Below are 25497 nucleotides of genomic sequence, written 5' to 3' on the forward strand. Positions count from 1 at the left end.
GGTGCCGCAGCGGTCCGCCCGGCCGGCTCGCCTCCGCAAGACCGCAGTACACGCACCGTGACGCATCCGTGCACGCACCGTGACGACTCAAATGGACGTCGGGCAGAAAGCGAGGAACGCTGGTGGATGACCTCGATCCCCCAATCCGCTCGACCGCTCCTTCGGCCCCGAGCGCAGGGAGGCCCGTCATGGCACGTCTGATCACCCCGCAGGCGCCGCCGGAACGTCACGTCGCCGCGGACGGACTGTGGCGGCTGCCCGGGGTGTACGCCCCGCAGGAGGACACCCGTCTGCTGGCCGACGCGCTGCGCCGCGAAGGGTCCCTGTCCGGGCTCGACGTGCTCGACATCGGCACCGGCAGCGGCGCCCTCGCGGTGTACGCGGCGCACCTCGGCGCACGGGTCACCGCGCTGGACGTCTCGCGCCGGGCGGTGTGGAGCAGCCGCATCAACGCCTGGCGCGCGAGACGGCCGATCACCGCGCTGCGCGGCGCCATGGAAGACCTCGCGGACCGGCGCTTCGACCTGATCCTGAGCAACCCGCCCTACGTCCCGGCCCCCCACCCCGCGCCTCCCGGCCGGGGTGCGGCGCGCGCCTGGGACGCCGGGGTCGACGGACGGCACGTCCTTGACCGGCTGTGCGCGAGCGCCCCCGCGCTGCTCGGCCCGCACGGGGTGCTCCTCATGGTGCACTCCGCCCTCAGCGGCACCGAGCGGACCCTGGAGATGCTGGAGGACGCCGGCCTGCGCGCCAAGGTGGCCGACCGGGCCCTCATTCCGTTCGGGCCGGTCCTGCGCTCACGGGTCGAGTGGTTGCGGGAGCAGCACCTGCTCGGCCCCGACGACACCATGGAGGAGCTGGTGGTGATCCGTGCCGAACGCGCCTGAACAGCCGCAGCCCCCGGTTCCCGCGCGCCGCGTCACCGTCGACCAGGACGGGCCCGTCCTGGTCGAGGGCCCCGTCGAGGTGACGGCGGCCGACGGCACGGTCGCGCGCTCCGACCGCTTCGTGGTCGCCGTCTGCACCTGCCGCCGTACGCGCACCCCGCCCTGGTGCGACACCAGCCACCGCCGCCGCGTGCGCAACGCCGACGCCACGACCCACACCCCGAAGGACACGCCGTGACCGTCCTGCCGACCCCGCGCGGACCCCTGTCCGAGGCCGTGATCGCCGCCCTGCGCGACGGGCCGGCCGAAGAACTGCCCGACAGCCGGGCCGTCGGCGCCGCCGCTCCCTACGGCGACGATCTGCAGCTCGCCCTGTACGTGCTGTACGAGCTGCACTACCGCGGCTTCGACTCGGTGCCCGACGACCTCGAATGGCACCCGGGGCTGCTGGCCGTCCGCCGCGACCTGGAGCACGTCTTCCTGGCCGCCCTGCGCGCGGACACCCCTCGGGGCCGCAGCGCCGAGCGCGCCCTCGACGAGCTCCTCGTCGAGCCGGTCGACCACACCGGCAGCGTGAGCCACCACCTCGCCCAGGACGGGGAGTTGTGGCAGATGCGCGAGTACGTGATGCTGCGCTCGCTCTACCACCTCAAGGAGGCCGACCCCCATGTGTGGGTGGTGCCGCGGCTGCGCGGGCGGGCCAAGGCGGCGATGGTCGCCATCGAGTACGACGAGTTCGGCGCGGGGCGCGCCGACCGCATCCACGCCCAGCTCTTCGCCGACCTGATGAACGACCTGGATCTGGACACCGACTACGGCCGCTATCTGGACCGGGCACCGGCCGAGGCGCTGGTGATCGTCAACCTCATGTCGCTCTTCGGCCTGCACCGGTCCCTGCGCGGCGCGCTGGTGGGCCACTTCGCGGCCGTCGAGACCACCTCGTCCCCCGGCTCGCGCCGGCTCGCCGCCGCGATGCGCCGCCTGGAGGCGGGCGCCGCCGCCGAGCACTTCTACGCCGAGCACGTCGAGGCCGACGCGGTGCACGAACAGGTGGTGCGCCACGAGGTGGTGGCCGGGCTCCTGGCCGACGAGCCCTCCCTCGACGCCGACATCGCCTTCGGTGCCGACGCCACCGGCTTCGTCGAGGACCGCCTGGGCGAGCATCTCCTGGCCGCCTGGGGCGAGGGGCGCTCCGCCCTGTACGAAAGCGGCGTCGCCGCGGCCCGCAGCTCCGCCTGACGCGCCCTCCTCCGTCGTCCGGGACCCTCAACTCGCCGCAGCGGCAAGGGAGTCAGGAGCGGTACCGGTAGGAGGCGACGCGCGAGCGGGCCTCCTGCTCCGTCAGGCCGAGCGCCTGGCCGACCGACTCCCACGGCACCTCGTCCGCCCGGGTGTGGAACGCGGCCACCATGCCGACGCGGCCGGTGAGCCGCTCCAGGGCGCCCACGACCCGCAGCGCGGCGAGGGGCGCGTCGTCGGCCAGTGTGCTGAGGCGCACCTCCAACTGGCCGACCAGATCGTCCAGTTCGGCCGGTACGGGGACGGTACGTGCCTCGACGCGCTCGATGTGGTCCTGCCAGTCGTCGTACGGCCCCGGGGCCACGCTGTCGTAGGGGCGCTCGTCGTCCACCTGGGACCAGTCGATCGGGTGCAGGGCGCTACCGCGCCAGCCGCAGGCGCAGCAGCCCCGCAGATGGGTGGCGAGCGGCGCCCGTAAGGTGCCGTCGTAGACCCACCAGTCGCTGGTCGTGCAGCCGAACGAGCCGCTGCCGGCGTCGAAGTACAGCGGTTCGGGCTCACTGCCGTCGGCCAGGACCGCGCCCGCCCGGCCCGCGTGCGAGGCCCCGAATTCATCGCTCTCCCACTCCATGGCACTCCTCCCCAGCGTGCTCACGGCCGCGACGCGCGACCCACACCACCGAGGATGCCCGAAGCCCCCGACCGACAACCGACGAACGAACAGATCGGACAGGCGGGGACAGAAACCCCTCCCTGCCGCGCCGGAGCCGCCGGCACCGGGCGGGCGCCGGCGGAATCCGGCCGTGGCCGGCGGCGCCGGTGGGCGCGCCGGAGGCGGGCGGGTCCCGACGGCACCGCGCCGCAGGACACGGTCAGTTCATGGCCGCGTCGAACATGCCGACCTCGTACGAACCGCCCCGCTGGTGCGCGATCACGGCGAGCCGGTTGGCCGCGTTGATCAGGGCGACCAGCGCGAGCAGGGCCGCCACCTGGTTGTCGTCGTAGTGCTTGCGCACCCCGGCCCAGGTCTCGTCCGTCACCCCCTCGGCGGCGTCGGCGAGCCGGGTGCCCTCCTCGGCGAAGGCGAGGGCGGCCCGCTCGGCCTCGGTGAACACGGTTGCCTCCCGCCACGCGGCCACCAGGTGCAGGCGGACCGCGCTCTCCCCCGCCGCCGCGGCCTCCTTGGTGTGCATGTCGATGCACCAGCCGCAGCCGTTGATCTGGCTGGCCCGCAGCGACACCAGTTCCTGGGTGGTCCGGGACAGTGACGACCGCTGGACCACAAGGCCCGCGTTGGCGAACCGCTTGGCGAACTGCGCGCCGATCTCGTTCTCGAACAGGTTGAACCCGGCATCCATGATGTCGTCCTCACTGGGTTGCGATGCGCCGCGACGTGCGCTGAACGAACACAAGATGCCGACCGGCCGCCTTCTGTGACGGTTTTGGTTGTGACGTAGGCCACTGCTCGGGGCGGTCACACCGGCGGGTGCGCCGGCGTCTTGTGGGCGTGCGCACCCCAACAGGCAGGAGCAGCAGGTGAAGAGCGAGCAGAGCGGAATCGCGGAGGGCGTGGGCGGGCCCTCGTCCGGCGGTGATCCCGTGGACCCCGCCACCGAGGCGTTCGTCGCCCATCGCAATCTGCTGTTCACCGTCGCCTACGAGATGCTCGGCTCGGCCGCCGACGCGGAGGACGTTCTCCAGGAGACCTGGCTGCGCTGGGCGGGCGTCGACCTCGCCACGGTGCGCGACCGGCGCGCCTTCCTCGTCCGGATCACCACGCGCCAGGCGCTGACCCGGCTGCGCACGCTCGGCCGCCGCAGGGAGTCCTACGTCGGCACCTGGCTGCCCGAGCCGCTGCTCACCGCGCCGGACGTGGCCGAGGACGTGGAACTGGCCGACAGCGTCTCGATGGCGATGCTGCTGGTGATGGAGACGCTCGCACCGACCGAGCGCGCCGTGTTCGTGCTGCGCGAGGTGTTCGACGTCGGGTACGAGGAGATCGCTGCGGCCGTCGACAGGACCCCGGCCGCCGTGCGCCAGATCGCGCACCGGGCGCGGGCCCATGTCACCGCGCGCCGCCCGCGCGGACTCGTCTCCCCGGCCGAGACGCGGCACGCCCTGGACGCGTTCCGGCGCGCGGTCACCACGGGCGATCTGCAGACGCTGCTCGACGTCCTGGCGCCGGACGTCGTCCTGATGGGCGACGGCGGCGGCGTCAAACAGGCCATCCTGCGGCCCGTCCAGGGCGCGGACAAGGTGGGCCGGCTCCTCATCGGCGGACTCGCCCGGCTCACCGCGGCGTCCTGGCACGCGGCGCAGGTCAACGGATGCCCGGCACTGGTTCTGCACCTGGGGGGCGAGGTGGACACGGTGCTGGCGGTGCGCATCGAGGACGGCCGCATCCGCGGGCTGTACGCGGTGCGCAACCCCGAGAAGCTGTCCGGCATGCGGTCCGCGGCCGCCCTGAGCCGCTGAGGGCGGGTTGCCGCGGGAGGCGCGGACGGGCGGGGCGGGCACGCCTGCGGAGGGGGCTGGAGCGGGCGGGGCCGGCAGAGGCGCCCCGCCCGCTCCTGGGTCACGCCTCGCCGCGCGCCATGCGGATCAGCCGGTCGAGGACCTTGCCGCCGCTCACGCGCAGCCCGTCGTGCTCCCATTCGTTGGTCACCCAGGTCCGCAGTCCGCGTACCGCGTCGGCCGTGGCGAGGGAGTCGGCCGTGTCGACATACATGTCGTCGTGGTAGACGGCGGCGACCACCGGCACCTCATTGGCCGCCAGTACCTCGGGGGCGTACAGGTCGGGCCAGTCGGTGCGCCGGGCCAGCAGGTCGGCGGTCTCGCGCAGCGGGCGCAGCGCCGGGTCCGTCTCGAACATCCACGGGTAGATCATCTCGCCGGTGAGCTGGACCGGGGCGCCGTTCGCGAGCGCCTTGGCCGCGTCGAACCCGGGGAACTCCGAACGCACCCGCTCGGCCGCCCAGCCCGTCGGGCCCGGGTCCACCGACCGCTGTCCGTAGATCGATTCGTGCAGTACGGCATAGAGCGGGCCCTCCGCGAAGGAGAGCCTGGCCCGCACGCCGGACAGGAACGTGTCGGAGAGGACGGGACCGGCGCCGCCCCGGACCCAGGCGTCCTCCAGGAGGTAGTGCAGCAGGTGGGATCCGTCGCCGCTGCCGAGCAGCAGACCGAGCGACTGGAAGGCCTCGACGGTCAGCCGCCCGCCGTCGGGCAGTTCGGCGGGCGAGGCGAGCAGGTGCTCGGCGATCCGCCGCACGGCCTCGACGTCCTGCGGGTAGCGCGCGTAGTGGGCCTCGTTCTTGCGGGCCACGCGCGGATAGGCCGCCCGGTAGACGTCGTCCGCGCTGCTGCGCAGACCCGCGAGACCGCCGGTGACGAGTGCCTCGCGCAGGCCTTCGGGGGCCAGCGACAGATAGGTGAGGGTGCAGAAGCCGCCGAAGCTCTGGCCGAGCAGGCTCCAGCGCCCTTCGGCGCCGAGCAGTTCGCGCCGGATCAGTTCGGCGTCCCGGACGATGGAGTCGGCCCGGAAGTGGGCGAGGTAGTCGGCCTGCGCGGCGGCGTCACCGCGTGCGGGCAGGGTCTGGCGGGTGGCCGGAGTGGATCGCCCGGTGCCGCGCTGGTCCAGGAGCAGCACCCGGTAGTCCTCCAGCGCCCGGTCGAGCCAGGTGTCCCGGCCCACCGGCCGGCCCGCCCTGCCGCCGGGGCCGCCCTGGAGGTAGAGCAGCCACGGCAGTTCGGCCCGCTCCTTGCCCGCCGCGACCACCTCACGCGCGTACACCTCGATCCGCTCGCCCCCGGGGGCGGCGTGGTCCAGCGGAACCTGGAAGAGGTGGTCGGTCAGGACGACGCCCGGCTGTCGGATCACGACGGACATGGGACTCCTCGGTCGGTAGGGGCGCGAGGGACGCGCACGGGACGGTGCTCGGTGGAGCGGGGCACCCCCGCATGATCTCCCAGTCCTTCCCGGCCCTGGTCCGCGGATGGCCGAAGAGGGCCTGCGACCGGACGGGCGCGCGGTGGTGTACGAAGTGCTGTGTGAACGAACCGACGCAGCCCGCCACCGTCCGCGTGTTCATAGCGCTGGCCCCGCCCGACGACGCCAAGGACGAACTGGCCCGAGCACTGCGCCCCGCGTACGAGGCGTACCCGCGTCTGCGCTGGAACCGCATCGAGGACTGGCACATCACGCTGGCCTTCCTCGGCGAGCTGCCCGCCACCACCGCACCCCTGCTCAGGGAGCCCCTCGCGGAACTGGCCGCGGCGCGCCGCCCCCTCGGCCTGGCGCTGCGCGGCGGCGGCCACTTCGACGAGCGGGTCCTGTGGAGCGGCATCAAGGGCGAGCTGGACGCGCTGCACGCCCTCACGACGGACGTGCGCGCCGTGATCGCCCAGTGCCGGATCCCTTTCGAGGAGCGGCCGTTGCGCCCCCATCTGACCCTGGCCAGGGCGCGCCGCGACGATCCGTCCAGCGTGCCGAAGGTGGCCGCGGATCTCGCCGGCTTCAGCGGCCGTCCGTGGCGGACCGAGCGTCTGCACCTGGTCGCCAGCAACATCGGCCGCGGCCCCGGCCCGATCCACTACCGGGACATCGCCTCCTGGCCCCTGACCGGCGAGGCCCCCGCGGCCCGCCCCTGAGTCAGGCGGGGCGGGCACGGCAGGGACGCGGGTCACCGGCCGCCCCGGGCGCGGCGCCCGCTTGGCATACTGCGCCGATGGACCGTCCCCCGAGCCCTTGGCGCAATACGACGCACGACTGGTCGAGCACCGTGGACCACGCCCACCTCGCGGCCATCCGCCGCGACAGTGCCGCGTACGCGCCCGGCGGGATCCTCCATCTGATCCTGGAGGTCGTGGCCTACGCGGCCGACGAGGCGGAGTCCAGAGGGGCCGGCCGCTGCCTCGTCACGCTGGGCGCGGACGGTTCGGTGTCCGTGGCGGACGACGGGCGCGGTACGGACACCCGGTTCGACGCCGAGGGCCGCCCCGTCAAGAAGCCCGTCATGGCGACGAAGGACCTCCGCTTCTTCGACCACCCCGACGCCCAGCCGCTTCCGGACGGTCGTCCCCGCCGGGGCATGTCCACCGTCGCGGCGCTCAGCACCTGGCTCGTCCACACCAACCGCCGGGCGGACGGAGCGTGGGTCCAGCGCTATGAACACGGCGTGCCCGTCACCGATCTCACGCCGCTGGAAGGGGACGGCAACGGCGGCGACAGCGATCGGGGTGTCGGCTGCGGGGGCGGCTGTGGTCCCGGCACCACGGGCACCACCGTTCACTTCCGCGTCGGCGGCCAACTCCCGCTTCCTGCAACGGTGTTGGATGCCGACGAACTGTCGCGCCTCGCGGCGTCGTGGGATCACCTGGACGTGGAGGTGCGGGACCATCGGGCCCGTTGACCGGATGCTCAAAGATGGCCCGCAGCACGGTTCAGGGCGGGGTGGTCAGCTCGTGCCGGGTCTCAGCAGATCCTCGACCAGCGTGTTCACCAGACCGCGCGGAATGCTGGAGCCCGTCAGGGCGCAGTAGACGATCGGGCCGACGAGGGCGTCCATCGTGGCGTCCGGGCCCAGCTTCGGCGTGACCTCGCCCGCCTCGGTCGCCCGCTTCAGCATCTCGCGCTCCTGGGCGCGGCGCGGGCCGAGGTAACGGGCCCGGAAGGTCTTGGCCGTTTCGGCGTCGTGCTGGGCCTCGGCGATGAGCGCCAGCAGCACCTTGCCGGCGGGGTCACGCGTCACGAAGCGCGCGAAGCCGCGCAGATAGCGGCGGATGTGCTCCGCCGTCGGCTTGTCGGCCGGCACCGGGAAGCGCTTGTCGCTGTCCTCGATGAGCGTGTCGAGCAGGATCTCCACCTTCGACGGCCACCACCGGTAGATCGTCTGCTTCGACACCCCCGCCCGGCGCGCGATCGCCTCCACGGTGAGCGATCCGAAGCCGTTCTCGACGAGCAGATCGTCGGCGGCGTGGAGGACGGCCAGGCGCGCGGCCTCGTCACGCCGGTTGCCGGAGCGGGGCCTGCGGGGCTGGGAACGGTCGGCGGGCATGCGCACACGATACCCGCCCGACACCCAGGGTGGACTGCCCGAACGCGACCACCGAGACGCTCCGTCCAGACAGACCGGCCCCGGCCTGCGGTAGATCCTCGTTCACGGATGCGTCGCACTGAATGGACGCGGCGTCCAGACAGAGTGTCCAGACACATTGCCTGGACGCATCGTCTCATCTAAGCTCGGCCGCACCCAGGCCGCATCCAGGCCTCACCTCGCCCTCGCCCCACAGGAGTTCGGATGTCCGACGCAACGCACCCCTCCACCCCCGACCCCTCGTCCCCCCGCCGCGCCCTCGTGGTCGGCGCCTCGCGGGGCCTCGGGCTCGTACTCGTCGACGAGCTGGCCCGGCGCGGTTGGGAGGTCGTCGCCACCAGCCGCCGACCCGGCGGGCAACTCCAGGCGGACGCCGATCACTTGGACGGCCGGCTGCGCGTGGAGTCACTGGAGATGACGAGCCCCGAGCAGCTCGCCGCGCTGCGCGGACGCCTGGCCGGGTGCCGGCTCGATCTGCTCTTCGTGAACGCCGCCATCGACCGCGGCGACCTACCGATGACCGAAGTGTCCGCCGACATGTTCACCGAGGTGATGATCACCAACGCCCTGAGCCCGTTGCGCACGCTCGACGCGCTGCGCGAACTCGTGGTCCCCGGCGGCACGGTCGCGGTCATGTCCTCCGAGCAGGGCAGCATCTCACGGAACACCGAGGAGGGTTACGAGCTGTACAAGGCCAGCAAGGCCGCGCTCAACCAGCTCATGCGCAGCTACAGCACGCGGCACGGGGACGACGGGCACACCAAGCTCCTCATCGACCCCGGCCACAACCGGACCCGGCTCGGCGGGCCCGACGCCCCGCTCAGCCCCGACGAGAGCATCCCCGCGGTCGCCGACGTCCTGGAGGCGCAGGCGGGCGCGCCCGGCCTGCAGTTCCTCGACCGCCACGGCGAGAGCGTGCCCTGGTAGGGCCCGACGGCGGACCAGCCCCGGGCCGGCCCCGGGCCGGCCCCGGACCGACGCCCCGACCCACGTCCCCGGGCGTCAGCGGGCGCCGAGCAGGTGGTCCAGCGCCAGCTGGTCCAGGTGCTCGAAGGCCATGCCCCGGGCGCCCGCCGCCTCGACGTCGAAGTCCTCGAAGGCGGTCCGATCGGCGAGCAACCCGGCGAGACCGTCCTCGGCGGTGGGACGCGCCAGGTCGTCCAGGCGCGCCGCCCGCAGCGCCTCGCGCACCTCGGGGTCGGCGCGGAAGGCGGCCGAACGCTCCTTCAGGATCAGGTAGTTGCGCATGTTGCCGGCCGCCGACGCCCACACGCCGTCCATGTCCTCGGTGCGGGGCGGCTTGAAGTCGAAGTGCCGGGGCCCGGTGTAGTCGGAGGTTTCGAGCAGGTCCACGAGCCAGAACGCGTCGCGCAGATTGCCCGAGCCGAAGCGCAGGTCCTGGTCGTACTTGATGCCCGACTGGCCGTTCAGGTCGATGTGGAAGAGCTTGCCCGCCCACAGGGCCTGGGCGATGCCATGGGTGAAGTTGAGCCCGGCCATCTGCTCGTGCCCGGTCTCGGGGTTCACACCGACCAGGTCCGGACGTTCGAGGCGTTCGATGAAGGCAAGGGCGTGCCCGACGGTGGGCAGCAGGATGTCGCCGCGCGGCTCGTTGGGCTTGGGCTCGACCGCGAACCGCAGGTCGTAGCCCTGTTCCACGACGTACTGGCCCAGCAGGTCGAAGGCCTCCTTCATCCGGTCGAGCGCGACGCGGACGTCCTTGGCGGCGCCCGACTCGGCGCCCTCGCGCCCGCCCCAGGCGACATAGGTGCGGGCGCCCAGCTCCACGGCCAGATCGATGTTGCGCAGCGTCTTGCGCAGCGCGTAGCGCCGGATGTCGCGGTCGTTGGCCGTGAACGCCCCGTCCTTGAAGACCGGATGCGTGAACAGGTTCGTGGTGGCCATGGGCACGACGAGACCGGTGGCGTCGAGCGCCTCCCGGAACCGCTTGACGTGCGCGTCCCGTTCGGTGTCCGAGGAGCCGAAGGGGATGAGGTCGTCGTCGTGGAAGGTCACCCCGTACGCGCCCAGATCGGCGAGGCGCCGCACCGCTTCGGCCGGGTCGAGCGGCGCCCGGGTCGCGTTCCCGAAGGGATCACGCCCCTGCCAGCCGACCGTCCACAGCCCGAAGGAGAACTTGTCCTCGGGGGTCGGGGTGAAGCGTTCCGTCATCTCGTCCATCTCGTCGCCGCCTTCACGCGTTTCGCCCCGCACGCGCCCGGGGCCGGTATTTGTTCATTGCGTTACCAAATACTGCACGACCGTGGCGGCTTCCGTAACCCCGGCCTGTCACCTACTTTGGTCTTTCCTATTTGTTCCCCTGGAAGTCAAAAGGCTCACGGGCGGCTCGCGCCCCGCCGAACCGCAGGAAGGGTGCCCGGATGCCGCACAACCCGGTCGTCATCGGCGTGGACAGCTCGACCCAGTCCACCAAGGCCCTGTTCGCCGACGCCGCCACCGGCAGGACGCTCGCCGTCGGCCGCGCCCCGCACCGCGTGGACGGCTCGGGCGGCGCCCGCGAGAGCGACCCCGAGCAGTGGTGGCAGGCCCTGTGCGAAGCGGTCGCGGCCGGGCTCAAGGAGTCGGGAGTGGCGGCCTCCGCGGTGGCGGGGATCGCGGTCGCCGGGCAGCAGCACGGCCTGGTGGTCCTCGACCGGGACCGGCGCCCCCTGCGGCCGGCCCTGCTGTGGAACGACACCCGCTCGGCCCCGCAGGCCGCCGCCCTCACCGCGGAGCTCGGCGGGCCGATGGCCTGGGCCGCCCGCACCGGGTCCGTGCCGGTCGCCGCGGTGACCGCGGCGAAGTGGCGGTGGCTGGTGAAGAACGAGCCGTCAACGGCCGCGCGCTGTGCGGCGGTCCGGCTGCCGCACGACTTCCTCACCGAACGGCTCGCGGGCGTCGCCGTCACCGATCCGGGCGACGCCTCGGGCACGGGTTGGTACTCCACGGCCACGGGGGCGTACGACCCCGAGATCCTCCAGCTCCTCGGCCTCGACGCCTCGTCGCTGCCCGAACCGGCTCCGGCCGGCGGCAGCCGGGTGGGGACCCTCACCCCGTCCGCGGCCGAGGCGCTGGGACTGCCCGGCACGGTCGCCGTCGCCGCCGGCACCGGAGACAACATGAGCGCGGCCGTGGGCCTGGGGCTCGGCGGTGCCGGCCTCCTGGACCACCCGGTGCTGAGCCTCGGCACCTCGGGCACGGTGTTCGCGGCCACCCGCAACCGTCCGGCCGATCCCGCGCTCAGCGGCTTCGCCTCCGCGGACGGTTACTACCTGCCGCTGGCCTGCACGCTCAACTGCACGCTGGCCGTGGACCGGATCGCCGCCCTGCTCGGCCTCGACCGCGACGACGCCGCACCCGGCGGCGAAGCCGTACTCCTCCCCTATCTGGACGGCGAGCGCACGCCCGATCTGCCCAGCGCGTCCGGCCTGCTCACCGGTCTGCGGCACGCCACCACCCCGCAGCAGCTCCTCGGCGCCGCCTACGAGGGCGCCGCCGTCACCGTGCTGCGCGCCCTGGACGAGGTACTGCGCGCCTGCGGCCTCGACCCCGCGTCACCCCAGGCCCTCGCCAGACCCCTGCGCCTCATCGGCGGCGGCGCCCAGGGGCGCGCCTGGGTGCAGACCGTGCGCCGCCTGTCGGGGCGGCCGCTCGTGATTCCGGCGGCCACGGAGCTGGTGGCCGTCGGTGCCGCGGCCCTGGCCGCGTCGGCCGCCACCGGCACCGATCCGGTGGCACTCGCCGGCCACTGGGGTGCGGGACGAGGCCGGGAACTTCCGCCTCTGGAAAGGGACTTGGCGGCCTGGGAGCGCATCGGCGCGACCATCGACGCCGCCGGCGCCGCTCTGTTCGGCCGGGCGTGAAGCGGCGCACGCCCGTCCGAGAGGTTGTCCGAAACTCGTTCCATTACAGAACGTCACAGAGGTGAGATTCGCAGATCATCGGGGCATGAGCACTACCAGGGGGTTTGTGGTTGGTCCCCGCTCCGCGACTCGCTCGGAAGTCACGGAGAGTGAGATATTCCGGATGTCGGGGGCGGCATCCAGGGCACCGGCAACAAGAGACGGGCGGGCGCGACGTGAGCGCTGACGAATGCGGCTTCTGGCTGCGGCCCCGCACAGTGGGCGGGACCGTCATCATCGAACTCCACGGCGAGCTGGACATGCTGGCCCATCGCGAACTCGGGCCCAGAGCCCACGCGTTGGTCCACCTCTCCCCTGCCGATGTGGTGGTGGACCTGCGCGCGGTGACTTTCCTGGACGCCGGCGGCATCCGGCTGCTCCTCGCGATCCGCGACCATGTGGCCCACCGGGGCGGTGTGCTGCGCCTGATACGCGGCACGCCCCGGGTGTCCCACATCCTGCGGCTGGTCCACCTCGACACCGCGTTCACCGTGCTGGACGCACTCCCCCGCGCGCTGAGCGAGGACGGCGCCCTCGACGGCGGCAGTAGAGCCACGACCTAGAGGACCGTCCGGCCCGACGGGTCACCGCCGGGGCGCCACGGCCCTGTGCCGCCGTCGAGATTCGGACGGGATCCGGACGAGATCCGGACAGGCCCTGCGGCAGCCCTAGACGCCGTCGCGCCGCTGGGCGCTCCGCTCGTTCCGCAGGGCCGTCACCAGCCCGGTGACCAGGCCCGCCCGTTCGGCCATGGTGTCGACCACCACGTACTCGTGGTCGGCGTGGGCGCCGCCGCCGACCGCGCCGAGGCCGTCGAGCGTGGGCACGCCGAGAGCTGCCGTGAAGTTGCCGTCACTGCCGCCGCCGACCGCCACACCTTCGATACCGGGCACCAACTGCTGTGCCAGCGCGAACAGTTCGGCCGAGGCGGACTCAGCCATGGGGGGCCGTCCGACCGCGCCCTCGACCGTGATCACCGCCCCGTCCAGGTGCGGGGCCAGCCCCGCGAAAGCCGTTTCGATCCGGGCCTGCTCGTCCGCCGTCTCGACGCGGACGTCCACGACGATCGTCGCCCGGGCCGGCACCACGTTGTCGAGCGTTCCGGCCGCGGCCACGGTGGGCGTGACCGTGGTGCCGGCCCCGGGTCGGCCGAGCGCCGCGATGTCCAGGACCTGGTGGGCCGCCTCGATCAGGGCGTTGACCCCGGCCTCGGGTTCGAGCCCGGCGTGCGAGGCCCGGCCGGTGACGGTGACCCGGAAGGTGCCGCAGCCCTTGCGCCCGGTCTTCAGGCCGCCGCCGTCGGCCGCGCCCTCGAAGACGAGCACCGCGCCGCACGCCAGGGCGCGCTCCTCGATGAGCGCGCGCGAGGCGTGGGAGCCGACCTCCTCGTCACAGGTCACCAGGATCTCCACGCCCGACCGGTCCTCCAGGGCCGCGAGGCCGTGCACCGCCTGCACCAGACCGCCCAGCATGTCGAAGACGCCCGGGCCCGTCGCGTGCCCGTTCTCGACCGTGAACGGGCGGCGCCCGAGGGTGCCGAGCGGGAACACCGTGTCGTGGTGGCCGAGGATCAGCACCCGCGGCTCGCCCCCGCCCGACCAGTGGACATGCGGCCCGGCCGCGCTCTCGACGAGGACGGCGTGCCCGCCGAGACGGTTCTCGATGACGGCGGCGACCGCCTTGGCCGATGCGGCCAGGGCCTCCCGGTCGCGTGACGGCGACTCGACCTCCACCAGCGTCCTGAGATCCTCGATCATCGCGTCCACGTCCACCGGCACAGCCCCCCGCATCGTCATGCGGTCAGCCTAATCGGTGTGTGTCCGGCGCCTTCGCGGGCAGGCAGGCAGCACGCGGGCCGCGTCCCGAAAGGCGGAGCCGGCGTGCCGATCGCGCCGCCCAGTGGGTACCCGTCCCTGTAGACCCCCGAAAAGCGGCCACCAGCACAGAGGTGAGTGACGTGATGTCATCCAAGGACGCGACCACGCCCGAGGGCCGGGGCCCGCGGCAGGACCCGAAGGCGTTGGTGGGTGTCCGCCCGCGCGACGAGGTCGACCTGGCGCTCAGGCGTCTGACCGGCCGGTCCGACGCGCCGCCCCAGTTCGCCCTGGGGGTGGCCGCGGCCTATCGCTGGGCCATGGGCAGCGGTGTTCGCGCCCCGGTCACCGGCACCTCCGCCAAGTACGGTCCCGATCTGCGGCTGCTCACGGCCGAGGTGGACGCGGCCGTCGTCCAGCTGGAGGACCCCACCCCGCAGCCCGGGGTCCGCGAGTTCACGCGCGGGGTCCACGACGCGCTGTCCTGGGTGTGCGGCTACAGCGACATCAGGATCTGAGGGCCGCCCGGTCGGCGGCGCACGCCGTTCAGGACACGTCGGTACGGGAGAAGACGCGCTCGTCCAGGACGATGCCGATGGCGACGGCGGCCGGAATGGCCACCAGGGCGCCGACGATGCCGAGCAGCGCTCCGCCGAGCAGGACACCCACGACCGTGACCAGGGGATGGACGTCCACGGCGAACTTCATCACCCGGGGCACGATCAGATAGTCCTCGGCGACCCGGAACGCCACGTAGAAACCGGCTGTCGCCAGGGCCACCGGGAACGACACCGACAGCGCCACCAGGCTCACGACGAGGCCGCCGATCGTGGTGCCCACGATCGGGATCAGGTCCATGAGCGCGATGAAGACCCCCAGCGCGGCGGGATAGGGAACATCGGTGACCACGCACCAGATGAACGTGGCGAGTCCGGCGATCACCGAGGTCAGCACGTTGCCGAGCATGTAACGGCCGACCCGGTTGAGGATCTCGTCGGTGACGTCCTGGATGTGCGGGCGCTTGGAGGCCGCGACGAAGCGGAGGCAGAACGTCTTCAGGGAGGGCAGGAACGCCATCACGTAGATGGTGACGACGATGACGACGGCGGCCGACGTGACCGCCCCGACCACCACCCGGCCCGCCCCGAGCAGTCCCCCCGCGAGGCCCGCGGCACCGCCGTTGGAGAACTGGTCCTTGATCTTCTGCAGGACGTGGTAGCGGTCCTCGAACCTGCCCAGCGCCGAGTCGTGGTCCCGCAGCTCCTTGAGCCAGTCGGGCACCGCCTTGATCAGGGCGTCGACCTCGTCGGTGACCGGGGGCACGACCAGCGCCAGGAATCCCGCGAAGAACGCGAGCAGGACGACGAGCACGATGAGCACGGCCCAGCCCCGGCGGACGCGGTGCCGGGTGAGCCAGGCGACGACCGGTTCCAGCGCGAGCGCGATGAACACGGCGAGCAGCAGCAGGGTGAGGAGGCTGCCCACCTCAAGGACCGTCTGGACGGTGAGCCAGGCCAGCGTCGCGCCCAGACCGAGGGCGAAACCGACGGCGAGCCAGGACCTGCCGCCGACCGTCACCCGCGTTCCGCGCGGGCGCGCGCCCCGGGCGGCGGGGGCGACGGAGGACGTTTCGGCGACCGGTTCGTCACCGGCCCCCTCAGTCGGCGAGGACGTCATCACGGCCCCAGGTCCGGTCCGGTGCGGACGGGGCGCGGGCGGGCGAGGGATGCATCTGCCAGTACCTCTCTTCGAGGCCGGGACGGGATCTCCGTACGCCGCCACGCCGGGTGGGCGCTCCGCACGGCGAGCGCCGGAGCGCGCTTGCTTCCAGCTCCGACCCTAGCCAGGTATCCGGGCCCGGGCCTTGTGTGCCGGTGCGGCGGCGGCCATCCGGATGACGTGCGAGGCCGTCACGAGCGGGCCGGTGGGAGGGCGGCCTCGGAGGCGCACGCTCCTGTGCCACCCGGACGGGCGATTGACGCGGGGCGGCGCGGGTACTGGTGGGCCGCGCCCGGGACGGCCGGCGGGGGCGCTCCCCCGTGGCTCGGGCAGCGCGCCGTCGGGGGCACCTCCGTCGGCAGTGCTTGGATGAGGAATCCGGCCGAAACGGGCCGAAATGTTGATTCCGTCCGGACGTGGAGCGTGAAGGGGGAAGGGATGGGCCGAACCGCTGCCGCCGGCGCCGAAGTCCTGGTGTGGTGGCTTCTCCTGACGGGCTGTTGGCTCGTTCTGATCAGCACGGTCGACCCCCTCGAATGCCTCGTCGGCGCGGGCGCCGCCCTCCTGGCGGCCTTCGCCGGGCGGGCCGGGCGCAGGGCGATGAGCGGTCGGTGAACGGCTGGCTCGTGGCGGCGACCGCCCTGCTCGCCTGCGGGTTCGGGCCCGTGGTGTGGGGCGTCGCGACCGGCCCGCTCGAACGCCGGGTCATGGCCCAGAACTTCGGCACCTCCGTGGTGTGCCTGGTCCTGCTGCTGCTCGCGCGGGCGTACACCCGGCCCGCCTACAACGACCTCGCGCTGGTGCTCGCGGTGCTCGGCCCGGCGGGCACCCTGGTGTACGCGCGTCTGCTCGCCGACGACCTCCGGGGCCGTCCCCCGCACTCCGACCTCCTGACCGGGGTGGCCGCTTCGGCCGCCGCCGCCGTGGTCGTCGCCCTGTGCGCGGTCACCGACCCGGGCCGCGCCACCGTGAAACTCCTGCTGACCGGCGTGCTGCTCGTGTCCGGGAACGTGATCGCCTCGCGGGCGCTGTCGGGCGGCTACCCCGGAGCGGGGGCGGCGCAACGTGACTGACGCCCTGACGCTCGTCTCGCTGCTGCTGGTGGCGGCATCGGCAACCGCCGCCGTCGCGGTACGCGACCCGGCGCGCCAGGCCCTGGTGCTCGCGGTCCTCGGCCTCGCGCTCGCCGTCCTGTTCACCGTGCTGCAGGCGCCCGACGTGGGCCTGTCGCAGCTGGCGGTGGGCTCGGCCCTGACCCCGCTGCTCATCCTGCTGTCCGTGCGCAAGGTACGTCGCCGGGGGCGGCGCGAGGACGGTGACCGATGAGCCGGCGCCTGCGCCTGTGGGTCCTCGCGACCGGCGGCCTCGCGGTCGCCGTCCTGCTCGCCGCCGCCTTTCTGCGCCTGCCGCACTTCGGCGGCGCCCGGCACCCCTACGGCGACCGGGCCGTCACCGCGGCGCTCTCCCGGCACACCGCCAACGTGATCTCCTCCGTCAACTTCGACCTGCGCGCCTTCGACACCCTCGGCGAGGAGAGCATCCTGTTCGCCTCGGTGCTGGGGACCGTGGTCCTGCTGCGCCAGACCCGCGACGAGCGGAAGGTGCCGCCAGCCCCGGCCGACGTCGCCCCGGTGGTCCGCCGATACGCCCTCCTGATGCTGCCCGTCGCCCTGCTCTGCGGGCTGTACGTCGTGGCCCACGGGCAACTCAGCCCCGGCGGCGGCTTCCAGGGCGGAGTGGTCGTGGCGACCGGTCTGCACCTGCTCTACATCGGGGCCGACTACCGGGCCCTGGAGCGGATCCGCCCGGTCGGCCGGTACGAGATGGGCGACGCGGCGGGCGAGGCGGCCTATCTCGTCCTCGGCCTCGCCGGGCTGGTCGGCGGCTCTGCGTTCCTCGCCAACACGCTGCCGCTCGGCACGTTCAACACCCTCGCCTCGGGCGGCGTCGTACCGCTCCTGAACGCGGCGGTCGGCATGGAGGTCGCGTGCGCGGTGGTCGTCCTGCTCGCCCGCTTCCTCGATCAGGCCGTGGTGATCGAGGAAGGCGGCGGCGCGGGGCAGGGCAGGAGCGACGGCGCGGGGGAAGGAAAGGCATCGTGAGCGGGGGCGTCGAGCGAGCGTGATGAACGCGATTCCGTATCTCATCGCCGGATGGATCTTCCTGGTGGGCTGCTACGGCCTGGCCACCAGCCGTCATCTGGTGCACGCGGTGGGCTGCTTGACGGTGTGTCAGTCCTCCACCTATGTGCTGCTGCTGGCGGTGGGCTACCGCGACGGCGGCACGGCGCCGGTCTTCTCCGATGTGAAACCCGGGTCCCGGCCGCTCGTCGACCCGGTCGTCCAGGCCCTGACGCTCACCGATGTGGTGGTCGGCGCCACGGTCACCGCGCTGCTGCTCGCGCTGGTGGTGCAGGTCGCCAAGCGCCACGGCACGGTGGATCCCGACGAGCTGTCCGAGCTGCGCGGATGAACGACCTGCTCCCCCTGGTCGTGGCGCTGCCGCTGCTCGGCGCGGCCGCACTCGTGGCGGCCGGGCGGTGGCTGCCCCGGATCGTGGCCGAGTGGGTGGGCTGCGCCGTCGCCGCGGCCACCGCCGCACTCGCGCTCGTCCTGCTGGCCAACTCCGCTCCGGACGCGGTCACTTGGGTGGGCGGCTGGCGCCCGGTGGGCGGCGAGGGCGTGGGCATCGTGCTGGTCGGCGACGGGCCCGGCACGGGCCTCGCCGCACTGGTGTCCGTGCTGGTCGTCGCCGTCCTCGTCTACTCCTGGCACTACTTCGACGAGCCGCCGCGCCGCCACGCGGGGTCGTTCCCCGCGCTCGTCCTGCTCTTCCAGGCGGGCATGTGCGGCTTCGCCCTGACCGGGGACCTCTTCAACGCCTTCGTCTTCTTCGAGCTGATGAGCGTGGTGGCGTACGCCCTGACCGGCTACCGGGTCGAGGAGGCGAAGGCGGTCCAGGGCGCGCTCACCTTCGGGGTGCTCAACTCCCTCGGTGCGTACGCCACGTTGACCGGCGTGGTGCTCCTGTACGCGCGCACCGGGGAACTCGGCATGCGCCAGATCGGGCAGCACCTGGACTCCGGCGGGAGCCCCGACGCGCTGGTGCTCGCCGCCTTCGCCCTGGTCCTGACCGGCCTCCTCGTCAAGGCTGCGGCCCTGCCGTTCCACTTCTGGCTCCCCGACGCCCACGCGGTGGCCCCGACCCCGGTGTGCATGCTGCTGTCCGGTGTCATGGTCGAGCTGGGCCTGTACGGGACGTGGCGCGTCTGTACGACGGTGTTCGGCGGGCCGGGCGGTGTGCCGGCCGCCGACATCCAACGCGCCCTGGTGGTGCTCGGCACCCTGACGGCGCTGGTCGGCGCGCTGATGTGCTGGCAGCAGCGGCACATCAAACGCCTCCTCGCGTACTCGACCGTGGCGCACACCGGGCTCTTCCTGATCGGCATCGGGCTCCTGACGCCTGAAGCGACGGGCGGTGTGGCGCTGTACGTCATCGGCCACGCGGGGGCGAAGGCCGCCCTGTTCGCCTGTACCGGCATCCTGCTCGACCGCTACGGCAGCGTGGACGAACACGAACTGCACGGCAGGGCGCGGGAGTTGCCGGTGGTGGCATGGCTCTACCTGGCGGGCGCGCTGGCGCTCGCGGGGTTTCCGCCCTTCGGGACGGGCCTCGGCAAGTCGGCCACGGAGGAGGCGGGCGGCATCGGCTTCACGGTCCTGTTCGTGGCCGTCTCCGCGGTCACGGCGGGCGCGGTCCTCAGGGTGGCCGGCCGCGTCTTCCTCGGGCTCGGACCCCGGCCGCTCGGCGACCCGGGGCACGAGACGCGGGGCGGGGGCGAGGAGCCCGAGACCAAGGGCCGGCTCGGCCGGGTGCCGGCGACGATGGTCGCGGTCCCGGCCGCGCTGCTCGCCGGGTCGCTGACGGCGGGCCTGGTCCCCGCTCTGGCCACGGCGGTGGGGCGGGCGTTCGGCGCCGGGCCGCGGCACGCGCCGCACTGGACGCTGCCCGGTGTGCTCCTGGGTCTGGCGTCGGTGGCGCTGGGCGCGGCCCTCGCGGCCGCGGCGGTACGCGGCCCGGCACGGCGGGAACCGCAGGCGTGGACGGAGCCCGTGCGCCGGCTGCACTCGGGCCACATCGGCGACTACGTCGCCTGGCTCCTGGTGGGCACGGCGCTCCTCGGCGGCCTGGCCCTGCCGGGCGTACTGACCGGCTGATCGGTCGTCAACTCGGCCTGCACGAAGCCGCGTTGGCGCGAGGCCGGGAACGCGCGCGCGGGACGGCGGCCCCGCGCCACGCGAGGCGCCGCCGTCACGCCGCGGAGCCGGGACTCACATGGGGTCGATGCCCGTGCTGTCGCGCTGCATCGCACTCTGCTCCTTGAGACGTCGGGCCTTGTCCTTCAGACGCTGACGCTCGGCCGGGTCGGCCGTGTTCTCCGCGGCCTGCTCCAGCTGCTGCGCCTTCTCGCGCATCTGCTGGACACGGGCTCCGAACTCGTCTGCGACGCTCATGCTCACTCCTGGGCTTCCGGGGGGTGCGGACGCGTCCAGACAAGCAGGGCCGGGGAGCCGCCGCATCCCGAGTCGTCACACACGGTCATCGTCGCGTGGCCGGTGAGGCAGTCGGGCAAGTCGTGGAAGACTCCGTGTCAGGCCGGGCGCGGAGGGGGTAGGCGTTGCGGCATGACCAGTTTCGCTGCTTCGCAGACACTCGCCGCGGCCTCGACGTCCTGGATGTTCACCGGCGTGGGCGTGATCATCGTCGCCGTGCTGATCGGGGCTTTCTGGTTCGGCAGCCGCCGTACCGCCCGTAAGCCAACGCCTCCGCTGGAGTCCCAGCCCCGGTCGAATTCGTGGCAGCCCCCGGAGGCCTCGCAGCAGCCGGACCGATCCGAATCCGACGGCCGCCCGTAGGGCCGCCGCGTCCACCCGGTCAGCCCGATACGGACCTTCGGCCCCGAGCCGGAGTCCCCGAGGAGAGGAGAGATGCCATGCCGGCAGGTTCGAGCCCCAAGCGGGAGCGGCAGTACGAGCACATCAAGGAGGGCGCCCAGGAACACGGCGCCTCGGCGAAGCGCGCCAAGGAGATCGCCGCGCGGACCGTCAACAAGCAGCGCGCCCGGTCCGGCGAGTCCGCGACCGCGAGCAGGACGTCCACCCAGGACGACAAGTCCGCCTACCAGCGCGGCGGCGAGCGCTCGCACAGCGGCTCGCAGGGGCCGACCAGGGACCAGCTGTACGCAGAGGCCAGGAAACGCAACATCAAGGGCCGCTCGACGATGAACAAGCAGGAGCTGCGCAAGGCCCTCGGCCACTGAGCGCGCTTCAGCCCGTCTTCTGGGAATGGGCCGCCCGGTCGGTGAGGTCGCTGAGCCGCAGCGGGCGGGCCGGCGGGTCCGGCAGGACGAGGCGCCGCTCGGCCCGGCCGTCGGACGCGACGTGGAGCAGTTCGCCCGGCTCCATCAGGAGCCAGTCGGGGTGCTCGTCCATGCGCTCACTCGCGACCACGATCGCGGGCGCGTCGGCGAGGTCGCCCGAATGCACGCGCATCCGGCCCGCGGTTCCGCTGTGGTCCAGGTGGCGCGCCCCGTGCGGCCCGCCCGCCTCACGTTCCAGGACGTAGAGCTCGTGGGTGTCGGGGTAGCGCAGGGCCCAGAGTTCGTCCGGGGTGGTGAGGACGAAGTTCAGCGCGTAGAGCGGCAGTTGGGCGGCGATCCAGCGGGTGGCGCGCTCGATGCCGGTGGCGACGTCGCCACCGGCGGCCCGTGTCTCACGGGTGATCAGCGCGAAGACCCGCTCGGAGTCGGTGTCGCCCGCGACCAGCGACAGGTCCGGCCCGAGGTAGGCGTCGAGTTCCGGCAGGCCTTCCACGACACCGTTGTGCGCGAAGAGCCGTCCGTCCTGCTGGAACGGGTGGGTGTTGGAGGGGCTGAGGCCGCCGGTCGAGGCGAGCCGGATGTGGGCGAGGAACGTCATCGAGCAGACCTGATGGGCCTCCCGCGCGAAGTCGCGGTCCTCGTACGCGGCGTCCGGTGCCTTGCGGACCTCGGGCGTGCCGTCGGTGCCGAAGTACCCGAGGCCCGTGCCGTCCGGGTCGCGGTGGCTCTGCACGGCGAGGCTGTCGGGGGCGTCGAGCAGCCAGAAGGTGGCGTGGCTGCGGCGCGGGGCGCTGCTCAGTCCGAACAGTCGGCACATCGACGCCACCTCCGCGCTCAGTACGGCCCTTGGCCCGCCCGGGCATCGTGCCGCGTCGCGGGACGGGACGCAACGCGGCGGCCGGCGTCGGCCGCGCGACGGCGGTTCACACCCGTGAGCTCAGGGTGAAGGTGGCGCCGTCGGGGTCGCTGAGCCGGACCCAGGGACCGGTGGGCGAGACGCCGTCGCCGAGGACGGTGGCGCCGTGCGCCCGGGCCCGTTCGGCGCGCGCTCGCGGGTCGTCGACCGTGAAGTGGGTGTGCCAGTGCGGGCGCAGATTCGGATCGGGCGCCGCCTCGACCGCGCCGGAGGCCAGGCGCGCCACCACCAGGCCGCCGTGGCGCAGCACCACCTCGTCGTGCTCGTAGCGCACGTCGCAGCAGCCGGGCCGGTCGCAGCCCCAGTCGAGCACCTCACCGTAGAAGATCGCGGCGTCGAAGGCGTCCCGGGTGTGCAGGCGGGTCCAGGCGAGGGCGGCGTCGCGCCAGCCCTCCCAGTTCGCGACGAGCGGGCCCTGCCAGATACCGAAGACCGCTCCGTCGCGGTCGGCCGCCAGCGCGCCGCGACCCGTATACACGGCGACCGGTCCGACCGCCACCGTGGCGCCCCGCTCGCGGATGCGGGCCACGGTCACATCGGCGTCCTCGACCGCGAAGTACGGGGTCCAGGCGACGGCGACCTGGTACGCCGTGGCGAGCGCGGAGATCCCGGCGACCGGCACTCCGTCCGCCCGGGCGATGCGGAACTCCTCGCCGAGCCTGACCGGTCCGAACGTCCACCCCATCACGGCGCCGTAGAAGTCCGTGGCGGCACCGAGGTCGCGGGCCATCAGGCTCACCCAGCACGGCGCCCCGAACACCGGGGCCCCGGAGCCGAGTCGGGCGGTGGAGTCGGTCGATGGGGGCGTCACGAAGGCCCTCGCTTCCTCGTGTCGGGGTGTGCCGGATCCAGTGCCCGGGTGCCGGGCGCCGTGCCTCCCACTATCGCGCCGCACCGTCGCCGGTGCCCGCCGACCGCGCCGTGCCGGGCCCATGGCTCGGTGGCCGCGCTCTCGCCCGCTCGTGTTGCGGATGCCGCCGTACGGGTCATGCTGGAGGAATCCGCGCTGTGTCCAAACGACTACTTCTGGTAGCCGTCGCGTGGCTGCGGACGTGGGAGTGGCCGGCGCGCCGCTCCCGCCGACAAGGGAGTCGCAGTGTTCACCATCGACAGTCCCCGCCAGTACGCCCTGAGCCTCGACGCGACGCCGGCCCGTATACCGCAGGTCCGTCGCATCGTCGCCGCACATCTGCGCCACTGGCGGTTGGAGGGCATCATCCAGCCCGTGAGCCTCGGCGTGACCGAGCTCCTCACCAATGTCCACCGCCACACCCAGGGCGACCACGCGTGCGTCCTGGAATTGCGGTGGGCGAGGGGACAGCTCACGGCGTCCGTCGCCGACAGCGATCCCCGGCTGCCGCGCCTGCACGGACCGCGCCCGTTCGCCGAACGGGGCCGCGGCCTCGCGCTGGTCGCCCACCTCAGCGACAGCTGGGGCACCCAGACCACCCCCGGCGGCAAGGTCGTCTGGTTCACCCTCACCGCCCAGCCGCAGGCCCTGCGCCCGCTGCGCGCACTGCCTCCGCGCCCCGCCCTCGCCGCGGCGGCCGGCGTGCCCGTCCTGGCGGTGTTCGAGGCCCGGCCCCTCGCGCCGTCCGACCGGCCCGACGCACGGTGTCTCAGCGACGCCTGAGACGATGGACGCGCGCCCCGGTGATCCGACCGGCCGACGCGGCCTCCCGACGCTCCTCGACCTCATCAGGGCCTGGACCACGGCTCCCTGACGGTTCGTCAGGACAAGGGCGGCGCCGGCGGCTGATGGTCCCAACCGGTCCGGCGCCTTCGTTCCCTCGTACGCAAGGAACGCACTACCGGACTACCACGCAAAGGGAGGGGAAAACCTCCCCGCCCGGCGCGGAGGGCATCCCGGCGTGCGGGGCGCCCTCCGCGGGCCGGGATCAGCGGGCGAACTCCTCCAGGAACGTCTCGCAGAACGCCTTGAGGTCGTCCGGCTTGCGGCTGGTGACCAGGGTGTTCGGCCCGCCGGTGCACACCTTCACCTGCTCGTCGACCCAGGTGCCGCCCGCGTTGGTGATGTCGGTGCGCAGGCTCGGCCACGAGGTGAGGGTGCGGCCGCGCAGCACTCCGGCCTCGACGAGCGTCCAGGGTGCGTGGCAGATCGCCGCCACGGGCTTGCCCTGCTCGAAGAAGCCCTTCACGAACGCCACCGCGTCCTCGTCCATGCGCAGCGCGTCGGGGTTGGCGACGCCGCCGGGCAGCACCAGGGCGTCGTAGTCGGCCGGCCCGGTGTCACCGACGGTCCGGTCCACCGGGAAGGTGTCGGCCTTGTCGAGGTGGTTGAAGGCCTGGACGCGGCCGGACTCGGTGGAGACGAGTTCCGCGGTGTGGCCCGCGTCGGTCACCGCCTTCCACGGCTCGGTCAGCTCGACCTGCTCGATGCCTTCGGTCGCCACGAGGAATGCCACCTTCATGATGTCGCTCCTTTCTCGGTGCACCGCGCGGTTCGCGGTGCGGGTTCATGGGTCGGGCGGGTTCACGCCGATGCGCGGCGGCGGCGTACGGCCCAGACCGCCGCCGCCACGGCGCCGAGCCCGGCGCCCGCGGTCAGGACGGGCCGGCGGGCGGCGGCCGCCTGGTAGGACCGCGGATGCGCCTGGTCGTCGAAGATGCCGTGGGCGCCGTGGTCCTCGCCCGGCGCCTGGTCAAGGGGCCGCCACAGATTGCCCCGGGTGGACTCCGGCGCCTCGTCCTCGCGCTGCTGGGAGTCGTATCCGGTGCGGGCGAGGTAGCGGTCGAGGAGCCCCGGCAGGAAGCGGTTGGCCCACACCGTCGCGACGGTGGAGGCACCGGTGTAGTACTGCTTGCGCCGGGGGTGGTCCGCCGCGAACAGGACCGCCCGGGCGGCCACTTCGGGCTGGTAGATCGGCGCCACGGGCTGCGGGTGCCCGGCGAGCCGGGAGCGCACCCAGGAGAACTGGGGCGTGTTGACGGCCGGCATCTGCACCACGGTGATGCGGACGTGGCTCTTGTCGTGCAGCAGCTCGGTGCGCACCGACGAGGTGAACCCGTTGATGGCGTGCTTGGCCCCGCAGTACGCGGACTGGAGCGGGATCGAGCGCTCACCCAGCGCGGAACCCACTTGCACGATGGTGCCCCGGTCGCGCGGTGTCATGCGGGCGAGGGCGGCGCGGGTGCCGTTCACGAAGCCGAGGTAGGTGACGTCGGTGACGCGGCGGAACTCCTCGGCGGAGATCTCGGTGAAGGGCGCGAAGACGGAGGTGAAGGCCACGTTGACCCACACGTCGATGGGCCCGAAGGCCTCTTCGGCGGCGTCGGCGGCCTTCTCGACCTGGTCGGGGTGGGCGACGTCCACGGGGATCGCGAGGGCCCGGCCACCGAGCTCCTCGACCTCGGCGGCGGCCGTGTCGAGCCCGGCCTCGCCCCGGGCCAGCAGGACGACGTTGGCGCCGCGCCGCGCGAAGAGCCGGGCGGTGGCACGGCCGATTCCGGCACTGGCTCCGGTGATGACGACGGTCTCGGGCATGGACGTCCTTTCAGTGCTCGATCGGCGCGCGTTCGGTGCG

31 protein-coding genes are annotated in these 25497 nt (G+C 73.3%); 19 read left to right on the forward strand and 12 right to left on the reverse strand.

Annotated features, from left to right (window positions below):
- Positions 1-188: 188 nt before the first annotated feature.
- Genes ACGF3I_RS05465 through ACGF3I_RS05475 form a run of 3 tightly spaced genes read left to right on the forward strand, consistent with a single transcriptional unit; the run spans position 189 to position 2126 of the window.
- Positions 189-887, forward strand: a complete 699-nt coding sequence (locus tag ACGF3I_RS05465) for a HemK2/MTQ2 family protein methyltransferase (RefSeq protein WP_393129271.1) — start codon at positions 189-191, stop codon at positions 885-887.
- Positions 871-1125, forward strand: coding sequence for a CDGSH iron-sulfur domain-containing protein (locus tag ACGF3I_RS05470; protein ID WP_393129272.1), 255 nt, complete (start codon positions 871-873; stop codon positions 1123-1125). Before ACGF3I_RS05465 ends, ACGF3I_RS05470 begins: the two co-directional genes overlap by 17 nt.
- Complete coding sequence (locus ACGF3I_RS05475) at positions 1122-2126, forward strand: iron-containing redox enzyme family protein (protein ID WP_393129273.1); 1005 nt, start codon at positions 1122-1124, stop codon at positions 2124-2126. The genes ACGF3I_RS05470 and ACGF3I_RS05475 overlap by 4 nt, the downstream gene beginning before the upstream one ends.
- Before the next feature lie 52 nt (positions 2127-2178).
- Here the strand turns inward: ACGF3I_RS05475 and ACGF3I_RS05480 are convergent, their stop codons facing one another.
- Positions 2179-2757, reverse strand: coding sequence for a hypothetical protein (locus ACGF3I_RS05480; protein ID WP_393129274.1), 579 nt, complete (start codon positions 2755-2757; stop codon positions 2179-2181).
- Between the two features lie 241 nt (positions 2758-2998).
- Entirely contained in the window at positions 2999-3484 is a 486-nt protein-coding gene (locus tag ACGF3I_RS05485; RefSeq protein ID WP_393129275.1) for a carboxymuconolactone decarboxylase family protein, read from the reverse strand.
- Positions 3485-3683: 199 nt separating this feature from the next.
- Between ACGF3I_RS05485 and ACGF3I_RS05490 the strand changes: the two genes are divergently transcribed.
- Positions 3684-4601: an RNA polymerase sigma-70 factor gene (locus ACGF3I_RS05490; protein WP_393129709.1), complete on the forward strand. Its 918-nt coding sequence runs from the start codon at positions 3684-3686 to the stop codon at positions 4599-4601.
- 100 nt (positions 4602-4701) lie between these two features.
- On the opposite strand, the gene ACGF3I_RS05495 is transcribed toward ACGF3I_RS05490, so the two are convergent.
- Positions 4702-6015 carry an alpha/beta fold hydrolase gene (locus ACGF3I_RS05495; protein WP_393129276.1) on the reverse strand — a complete coding sequence of 438 codons (1314 nt, stop codon included), beginning with the start codon at positions 6013-6015 and terminating at the stop codon, positions 4702-4704.
- A gap of 161 nt (positions 6016-6176) precedes the next feature.
- On the opposite strand from ACGF3I_RS05495, the gene thpR reads away from it, so the two are divergent.
- Both thpR and ACGF3I_RS05505 read left to right on the forward strand, forming a co-directional pair.
- The gene (gene thpR / locus ACGF3I_RS05500) at positions 6177-6776 is read left to right on the forward strand and encodes an RNA 2',3'-cyclic phosphodiesterase (RefSeq protein WP_393129277.1); all 600 of its coding nucleotides are present in this window, start codon (positions 6177-6179) and stop codon (positions 6774-6776) included.
- 77 nt (positions 6777-6853) lie between these two features.
- Positions 6854-7537, forward strand: a complete 684-nt coding sequence (locus ACGF3I_RS05505; protein ID WP_393129278.1) for an ATP-binding protein — start codon at positions 6854-6856, stop codon at positions 7535-7537.
- A gap of 45 nt (positions 7538-7582) precedes the next feature.
- On the opposite strand, the gene ACGF3I_RS05510 is transcribed toward ACGF3I_RS05505, so the two are convergent.
- Complete coding sequence (locus ACGF3I_RS05510; RefSeq protein WP_393129279.1) at positions 7583-8182, reverse strand: TetR/AcrR family transcriptional regulator; 600 nt, start codon at positions 8180-8182, stop codon at positions 7583-7585.
- A gap of 243 nt (positions 8183-8425) precedes the next feature.
- Between ACGF3I_RS05510 and ACGF3I_RS05515 the strand changes: the two genes are divergently transcribed.
- Positions 8426-9148 (forward strand): SDR family NAD(P)-dependent oxidoreductase, encoded by a 723-nt coding sequence (locus ACGF3I_RS05515; protein ID WP_393129280.1) that lies wholly within the window; start codon positions 8426-8428, stop codon positions 9146-9148.
- 75 nt (positions 9149-9223) lie between these two features.
- Here ACGF3I_RS05515 and xylA read toward each other — a convergent pair whose 3' ends face one another.
- On the reverse strand, positions 9224-10393 hold the full coding sequence (gene xylA / locus ACGF3I_RS05520; RefSeq protein ID WP_393129710.1) for a xylose isomerase: 1170 nt from the start codon (positions 10391-10393) through the stop codon (positions 9224-9226).
- 209 nt (positions 10394-10602) lie between these two features.
- Here xylA and xylB point away from each other — a divergent pair, with 209 nt between their 5' ends.
- Together xylB and ACGF3I_RS05530 are read left to right on the forward strand one after the other, a co-directional pair.
- Entirely contained in the window at positions 10603-12084 is a 1482-nt protein-coding gene (gene xylB / locus ACGF3I_RS05525; RefSeq protein ID WP_393129281.1) for a xylulokinase, read from the forward strand.
- Positions 12085-12299: 215 nt separating this feature from the next.
- On the forward strand, positions 12300-12686 hold the full coding sequence (locus ACGF3I_RS05530; RefSeq protein WP_393129282.1) for an STAS domain-containing protein: 387 nt from the start codon (positions 12300-12302) through the stop codon (positions 12684-12686).
- Between the two features lie 105 nt (positions 12687-12791).
- Here ACGF3I_RS05530 and ACGF3I_RS05535 read toward each other — a convergent pair whose 3' ends face one another.
- Positions 12792-13919 carry a M20 family metallopeptidase gene (locus ACGF3I_RS05535; protein ID WP_393129283.1) on the reverse strand — a complete coding sequence of 376 codons (1128 nt, stop codon included), beginning with the start codon at positions 13917-13919 and terminating at the stop codon, positions 12792-12794.
- A gap of 164 nt (positions 13920-14083) precedes the next feature.
- Here ACGF3I_RS05535 and ACGF3I_RS05540 point away from each other — a divergent pair, with 164 nt between their 5' ends.
- Positions 14084-14455, forward strand: coding sequence for a hypothetical protein (locus ACGF3I_RS05540; protein ID WP_393129711.1), 372 nt, complete (start codon positions 14084-14086; stop codon positions 14453-14455).
- 28 nt (positions 14456-14483) lie between these two features.
- Here ACGF3I_RS05540 and ACGF3I_RS05545 read toward each other — a convergent pair whose 3' ends face one another.
- Complete coding sequence (locus tag ACGF3I_RS05545) at positions 14484-15614, reverse strand: AI-2E family transporter (protein ID WP_393129284.1); 1131 nt, start codon at positions 15612-15614, stop codon at positions 14484-14486.
- Between the two features lie 480 nt (positions 15615-16094).
- Here ACGF3I_RS05545 and ACGF3I_RS05550 point away from each other — a divergent pair, with 480 nt between their 5' ends.
- The 6 genes from ACGF3I_RS05550 to ACGF3I_RS05575 are packed head-to-tail and all read left to right on the forward strand — an operon-like array spanning position 16095 to position 19873.
- On the forward strand, positions 16095-16271 hold the full coding sequence (locus ACGF3I_RS05550; RefSeq protein ID WP_393129285.1) for a hypothetical protein: 177 nt from the start codon (positions 16095-16097) through the stop codon (positions 16269-16271).
- Complete coding sequence (locus tag ACGF3I_RS05555) at positions 16268-16729, forward strand: monovalent cation/H+ antiporter complex subunit F (RefSeq protein ID WP_393129286.1); 462 nt, start codon at positions 16268-16270, stop codon at positions 16727-16729. The genes ACGF3I_RS05550 and ACGF3I_RS05555 overlap by 4 nt, the downstream gene beginning before the upstream one ends.
- Entirely contained in the window at positions 16722-16982 is a 261-nt protein-coding gene (locus ACGF3I_RS05560) for a hydrogenase subunit MbhD domain-containing protein (RefSeq protein WP_393129287.1), read from the forward strand. Before ACGF3I_RS05555 ends, ACGF3I_RS05560 begins: the two co-directional genes overlap by 8 nt.
- A complete protein-coding gene (locus tag ACGF3I_RS05565; RefSeq protein ID WP_393129288.1) occupies positions 16979-17758 on the forward strand; it encodes an MnhB domain-containing protein in 780 nt (259 codons plus the stop codon). The genes ACGF3I_RS05560 and ACGF3I_RS05565 overlap by 4 nt, the downstream gene beginning before the upstream one ends.
- Positions 17759-17780: 22 nt before the next feature.
- The gene (locus tag ACGF3I_RS05570; protein WP_393129289.1) at positions 17781-18128 is read left to right on the forward strand and encodes a sodium:proton antiporter; all 348 of its coding nucleotides are present in this window, start codon (positions 17781-17783) and stop codon (positions 18126-18128) included.
- Positions 18125-19873 (forward strand): complex I subunit 5 family protein, encoded by a 1749-nt coding sequence (locus tag ACGF3I_RS05575; RefSeq protein WP_393129290.1) that lies wholly within the window; start codon positions 18125-18127, stop codon positions 19871-19873. The genes ACGF3I_RS05570 and ACGF3I_RS05575 overlap by 4 nt, the downstream gene beginning before the upstream one ends.
- Positions 19874-19987: 114 nt before the next feature.
- Here ACGF3I_RS05575 and ACGF3I_RS05580 read toward each other — a convergent pair whose 3' ends face one another.
- On the reverse strand, positions 19988-20170 hold the full coding sequence (locus ACGF3I_RS05580) for a DUF6381 family protein (protein ID WP_393129291.1): 183 nt from the start codon (positions 20168-20170) through the stop codon (positions 19988-19990).
- A 171-nt stretch (positions 20171-20341) separates the two neighbouring features.
- On the opposite strand from ACGF3I_RS05580, the gene ACGF3I_RS05585 reads away from it, so the two are divergent.
- Positions 20342-20572, forward strand: coding sequence for a DUF6479 family protein (locus ACGF3I_RS05585; protein ID WP_393129292.1), 231 nt, complete (start codon positions 20342-20344; stop codon positions 20570-20572).
- A 77-nt stretch (positions 20573-20649) separates the two neighbouring features.
- Positions 20650-20976, forward strand: a complete 327-nt coding sequence (locus ACGF3I_RS05590) for a plasmid stabilization protein (RefSeq protein ID WP_393129293.1) — start codon at positions 20650-20652, stop codon at positions 20974-20976.
- A gap of 7 nt (positions 20977-20983) precedes the next feature.
- Here the strand turns inward: ACGF3I_RS05590 and ACGF3I_RS05595 are convergent, their stop codons facing one another.
- Both ACGF3I_RS05595 and ACGF3I_RS05600 read right to left on the reverse strand, forming a co-directional pair.
- Entirely contained in the window at positions 20984-21853 is an 870-nt protein-coding gene (locus tag ACGF3I_RS05595) for a class II glutamine amidotransferase (RefSeq protein ID WP_393129294.1), read from the reverse strand.
- A 106-nt stretch (positions 21854-21959) separates the two neighbouring features.
- Positions 21960-22763: a VOC family protein gene (locus ACGF3I_RS05600; RefSeq protein ID WP_393129295.1), complete on the reverse strand. Its 804-nt coding sequence runs from the start codon at positions 22761-22763 to the stop codon at positions 21960-21962.
- 285 nt (positions 22764-23048) lie between these two features.
- Here ACGF3I_RS05600 and ACGF3I_RS05605 point away from each other — a divergent pair, with 285 nt between their 5' ends.
- Entirely contained in the window at positions 23049-23585 is a 537-nt protein-coding gene (locus ACGF3I_RS05605; RefSeq protein WP_393129296.1) for an ATP-binding protein, read from the forward strand.
- 265 nt (positions 23586-23850) lie between these two features.
- On the opposite strand, the gene ACGF3I_RS05610 is transcribed toward ACGF3I_RS05605, so the two are convergent.
- Both ACGF3I_RS05610 and ACGF3I_RS05615 read right to left on the reverse strand, forming a co-directional pair.
- On the reverse strand, positions 23851-24384 hold the full coding sequence (locus ACGF3I_RS05610) for a type 1 glutamine amidotransferase domain-containing protein (RefSeq protein ID WP_393129297.1): 534 nt from the start codon (positions 24382-24384) through the stop codon (positions 23851-23853).
- A 62-nt stretch (positions 24385-24446) separates the two neighbouring features.
- Complete coding sequence (locus ACGF3I_RS05615) at positions 24447-25457, reverse strand: SDR family oxidoreductase (protein WP_393129298.1); 1011 nt, start codon at positions 25455-25457, stop codon at positions 24447-24449.
- Positions 25458-25497 lie beyond the last annotated feature (40 nt).

Origin of the sequence: Streptomyces sp. NPDC048111, from assembly GCF_043202815.1 — a bacterium.
Lineage (GTDB): Bacteria > Actinomycetota > Actinomycetes > Streptomycetales > Streptomycetaceae > Streptomyces.

Bases quoted from the DNA above. Each gene is read 5' to 3' on its own strand.
- xylA (WP_393129710.1), bottom strand. From the start codon at position 10,393: ATGACGGAACGCTTCACCCCGACCCCCGAGGACAAGTTCTCCTTCGGG.
- ACGF3I_RS05550 (WP_393129285.1), top strand. From the start codon at position 16,095: ATGGGCCGAACCGCTGCCGCCGGCGCCGAAGTCCTGGTGTGGTGGCTT.
- ACGF3I_RS05515 (WP_393129280.1), top strand. From the start codon at position 8,426: ATGTCCGACGCAACGCACCCCTCCACCCCCGACCCCTCGTCCCCCCGC.
- ACGF3I_RS05580 (WP_393129291.1), bottom strand. From the start codon at position 20,170: ATGAGCGTCGCAGACGAGTTCGGAGCCCGTGTCCAGCAGATGCGCGAG.
- ACGF3I_RS05480 (WP_393129274.1), bottom strand. From the start codon at position 2,757: ATGGAGTGGGAGAGCGATGAATTCGGGGCCTCGCACGCGGGCCGGGCG.
- ACGF3I_RS05565 (WP_393129288.1), top strand. From the start codon at position 16,979: ATGAGCCGGCGCCTGCGCCTGTGGGTCCTCGCGACCGGCGGCCTCGCG.
- ACGF3I_RS05575 (WP_393129290.1), top strand. From the start codon at position 18,125: ATGAACGACCTGCTCCCCCTGGTCGTGGCGCTGCCGCTGCTCGGCGCG.
- ACGF3I_RS05535 (WP_393129283.1), bottom strand. From the start codon at position 13,919: ATGACGATGCGGGGGGCTGTGCCGGTGGACGTGGACGCGATGATCGAG.
- ACGF3I_RS05510 (WP_393129279.1), bottom strand. From the start codon at position 8,182: ATGCCCGCCGACCGTTCCCAGCCCCGCAGGCCCCGCTCCGGCAACCGG.
- xylB (WP_393129281.1), top strand. From the start codon at position 10,603: ATGCCGCACAACCCGGTCGTCATCGGCGTGGACAGCTCGACCCAGTCC.
- ACGF3I_RS05585 (WP_393129292.1), top strand. From the start codon at position 20,342: ATGACCAGTTTCGCTGCTTCGCAGACACTCGCCGCGGCCTCGACGTCC.
- ACGF3I_RS05570 (WP_393129289.1), top strand. From the start codon at position 17,781: ATGAACGCGATTCCGTATCTCATCGCCGGATGGATCTTCCTGGTGGGC.
- ACGF3I_RS05505 (WP_393129278.1), top strand. From the start codon at position 6,854: ATGGACCGTCCCCCGAGCCCTTGGCGCAATACGACGCACGACTGGTCG.
- ACGF3I_RS05465 (WP_393129271.1), top strand. From the start codon at position 189: ATGGCACGTCTGATCACCCCGCAGGCGCCGCCGGAACGTCACGTCGCC.
- ACGF3I_RS05495 (WP_393129276.1), bottom strand. From the start codon at position 6,015: ATGTCCGTCGTGATCCGACAGCCGGGCGTCGTCCTGACCGACCACCTC.
- ACGF3I_RS05485 (WP_393129275.1), bottom strand. From the start codon at position 3,484: ATGGATGCCGGGTTCAACCTGTTCGAGAACGAGATCGGCGCGCAGTTC.
- ACGF3I_RS05540 (WP_393129711.1), top strand. From the start codon at position 14,084: ATGTCATCCAAGGACGCGACCACGCCCGAGGGCCGGGGCCCGCGGCAG.
- ACGF3I_RS05590 (WP_393129293.1), top strand. From the start codon at position 20,650: ATGCCGGCAGGTTCGAGCCCCAAGCGGGAGCGGCAGTACGAGCACATC.
- ACGF3I_RS05610 (WP_393129297.1), bottom strand. From the start codon at position 24,384: ATGAAGGTGGCATTCCTCGTGGCGACCGAAGGCATCGAGCAGGTCGAG.
- ACGF3I_RS05545 (WP_393129284.1), bottom strand. From the start codon at position 15,614: ATGACGTCCTCGCCGACTGAGGGGGCCGGTGACGAACCGGTCGCCGAA.
- ACGF3I_RS05615 (WP_393129298.1), bottom strand. From the start codon at position 25,457: ATGCCCGAGACCGTCGTCATCACCGGAGCCAGTGCCGGAATCGGCCGT.
- ACGF3I_RS05595 (WP_393129294.1), bottom strand. From the start codon at position 21,853: ATGTGCCGACTGTTCGGACTGAGCAGCGCCCCGCGCCGCAGCCACGCC.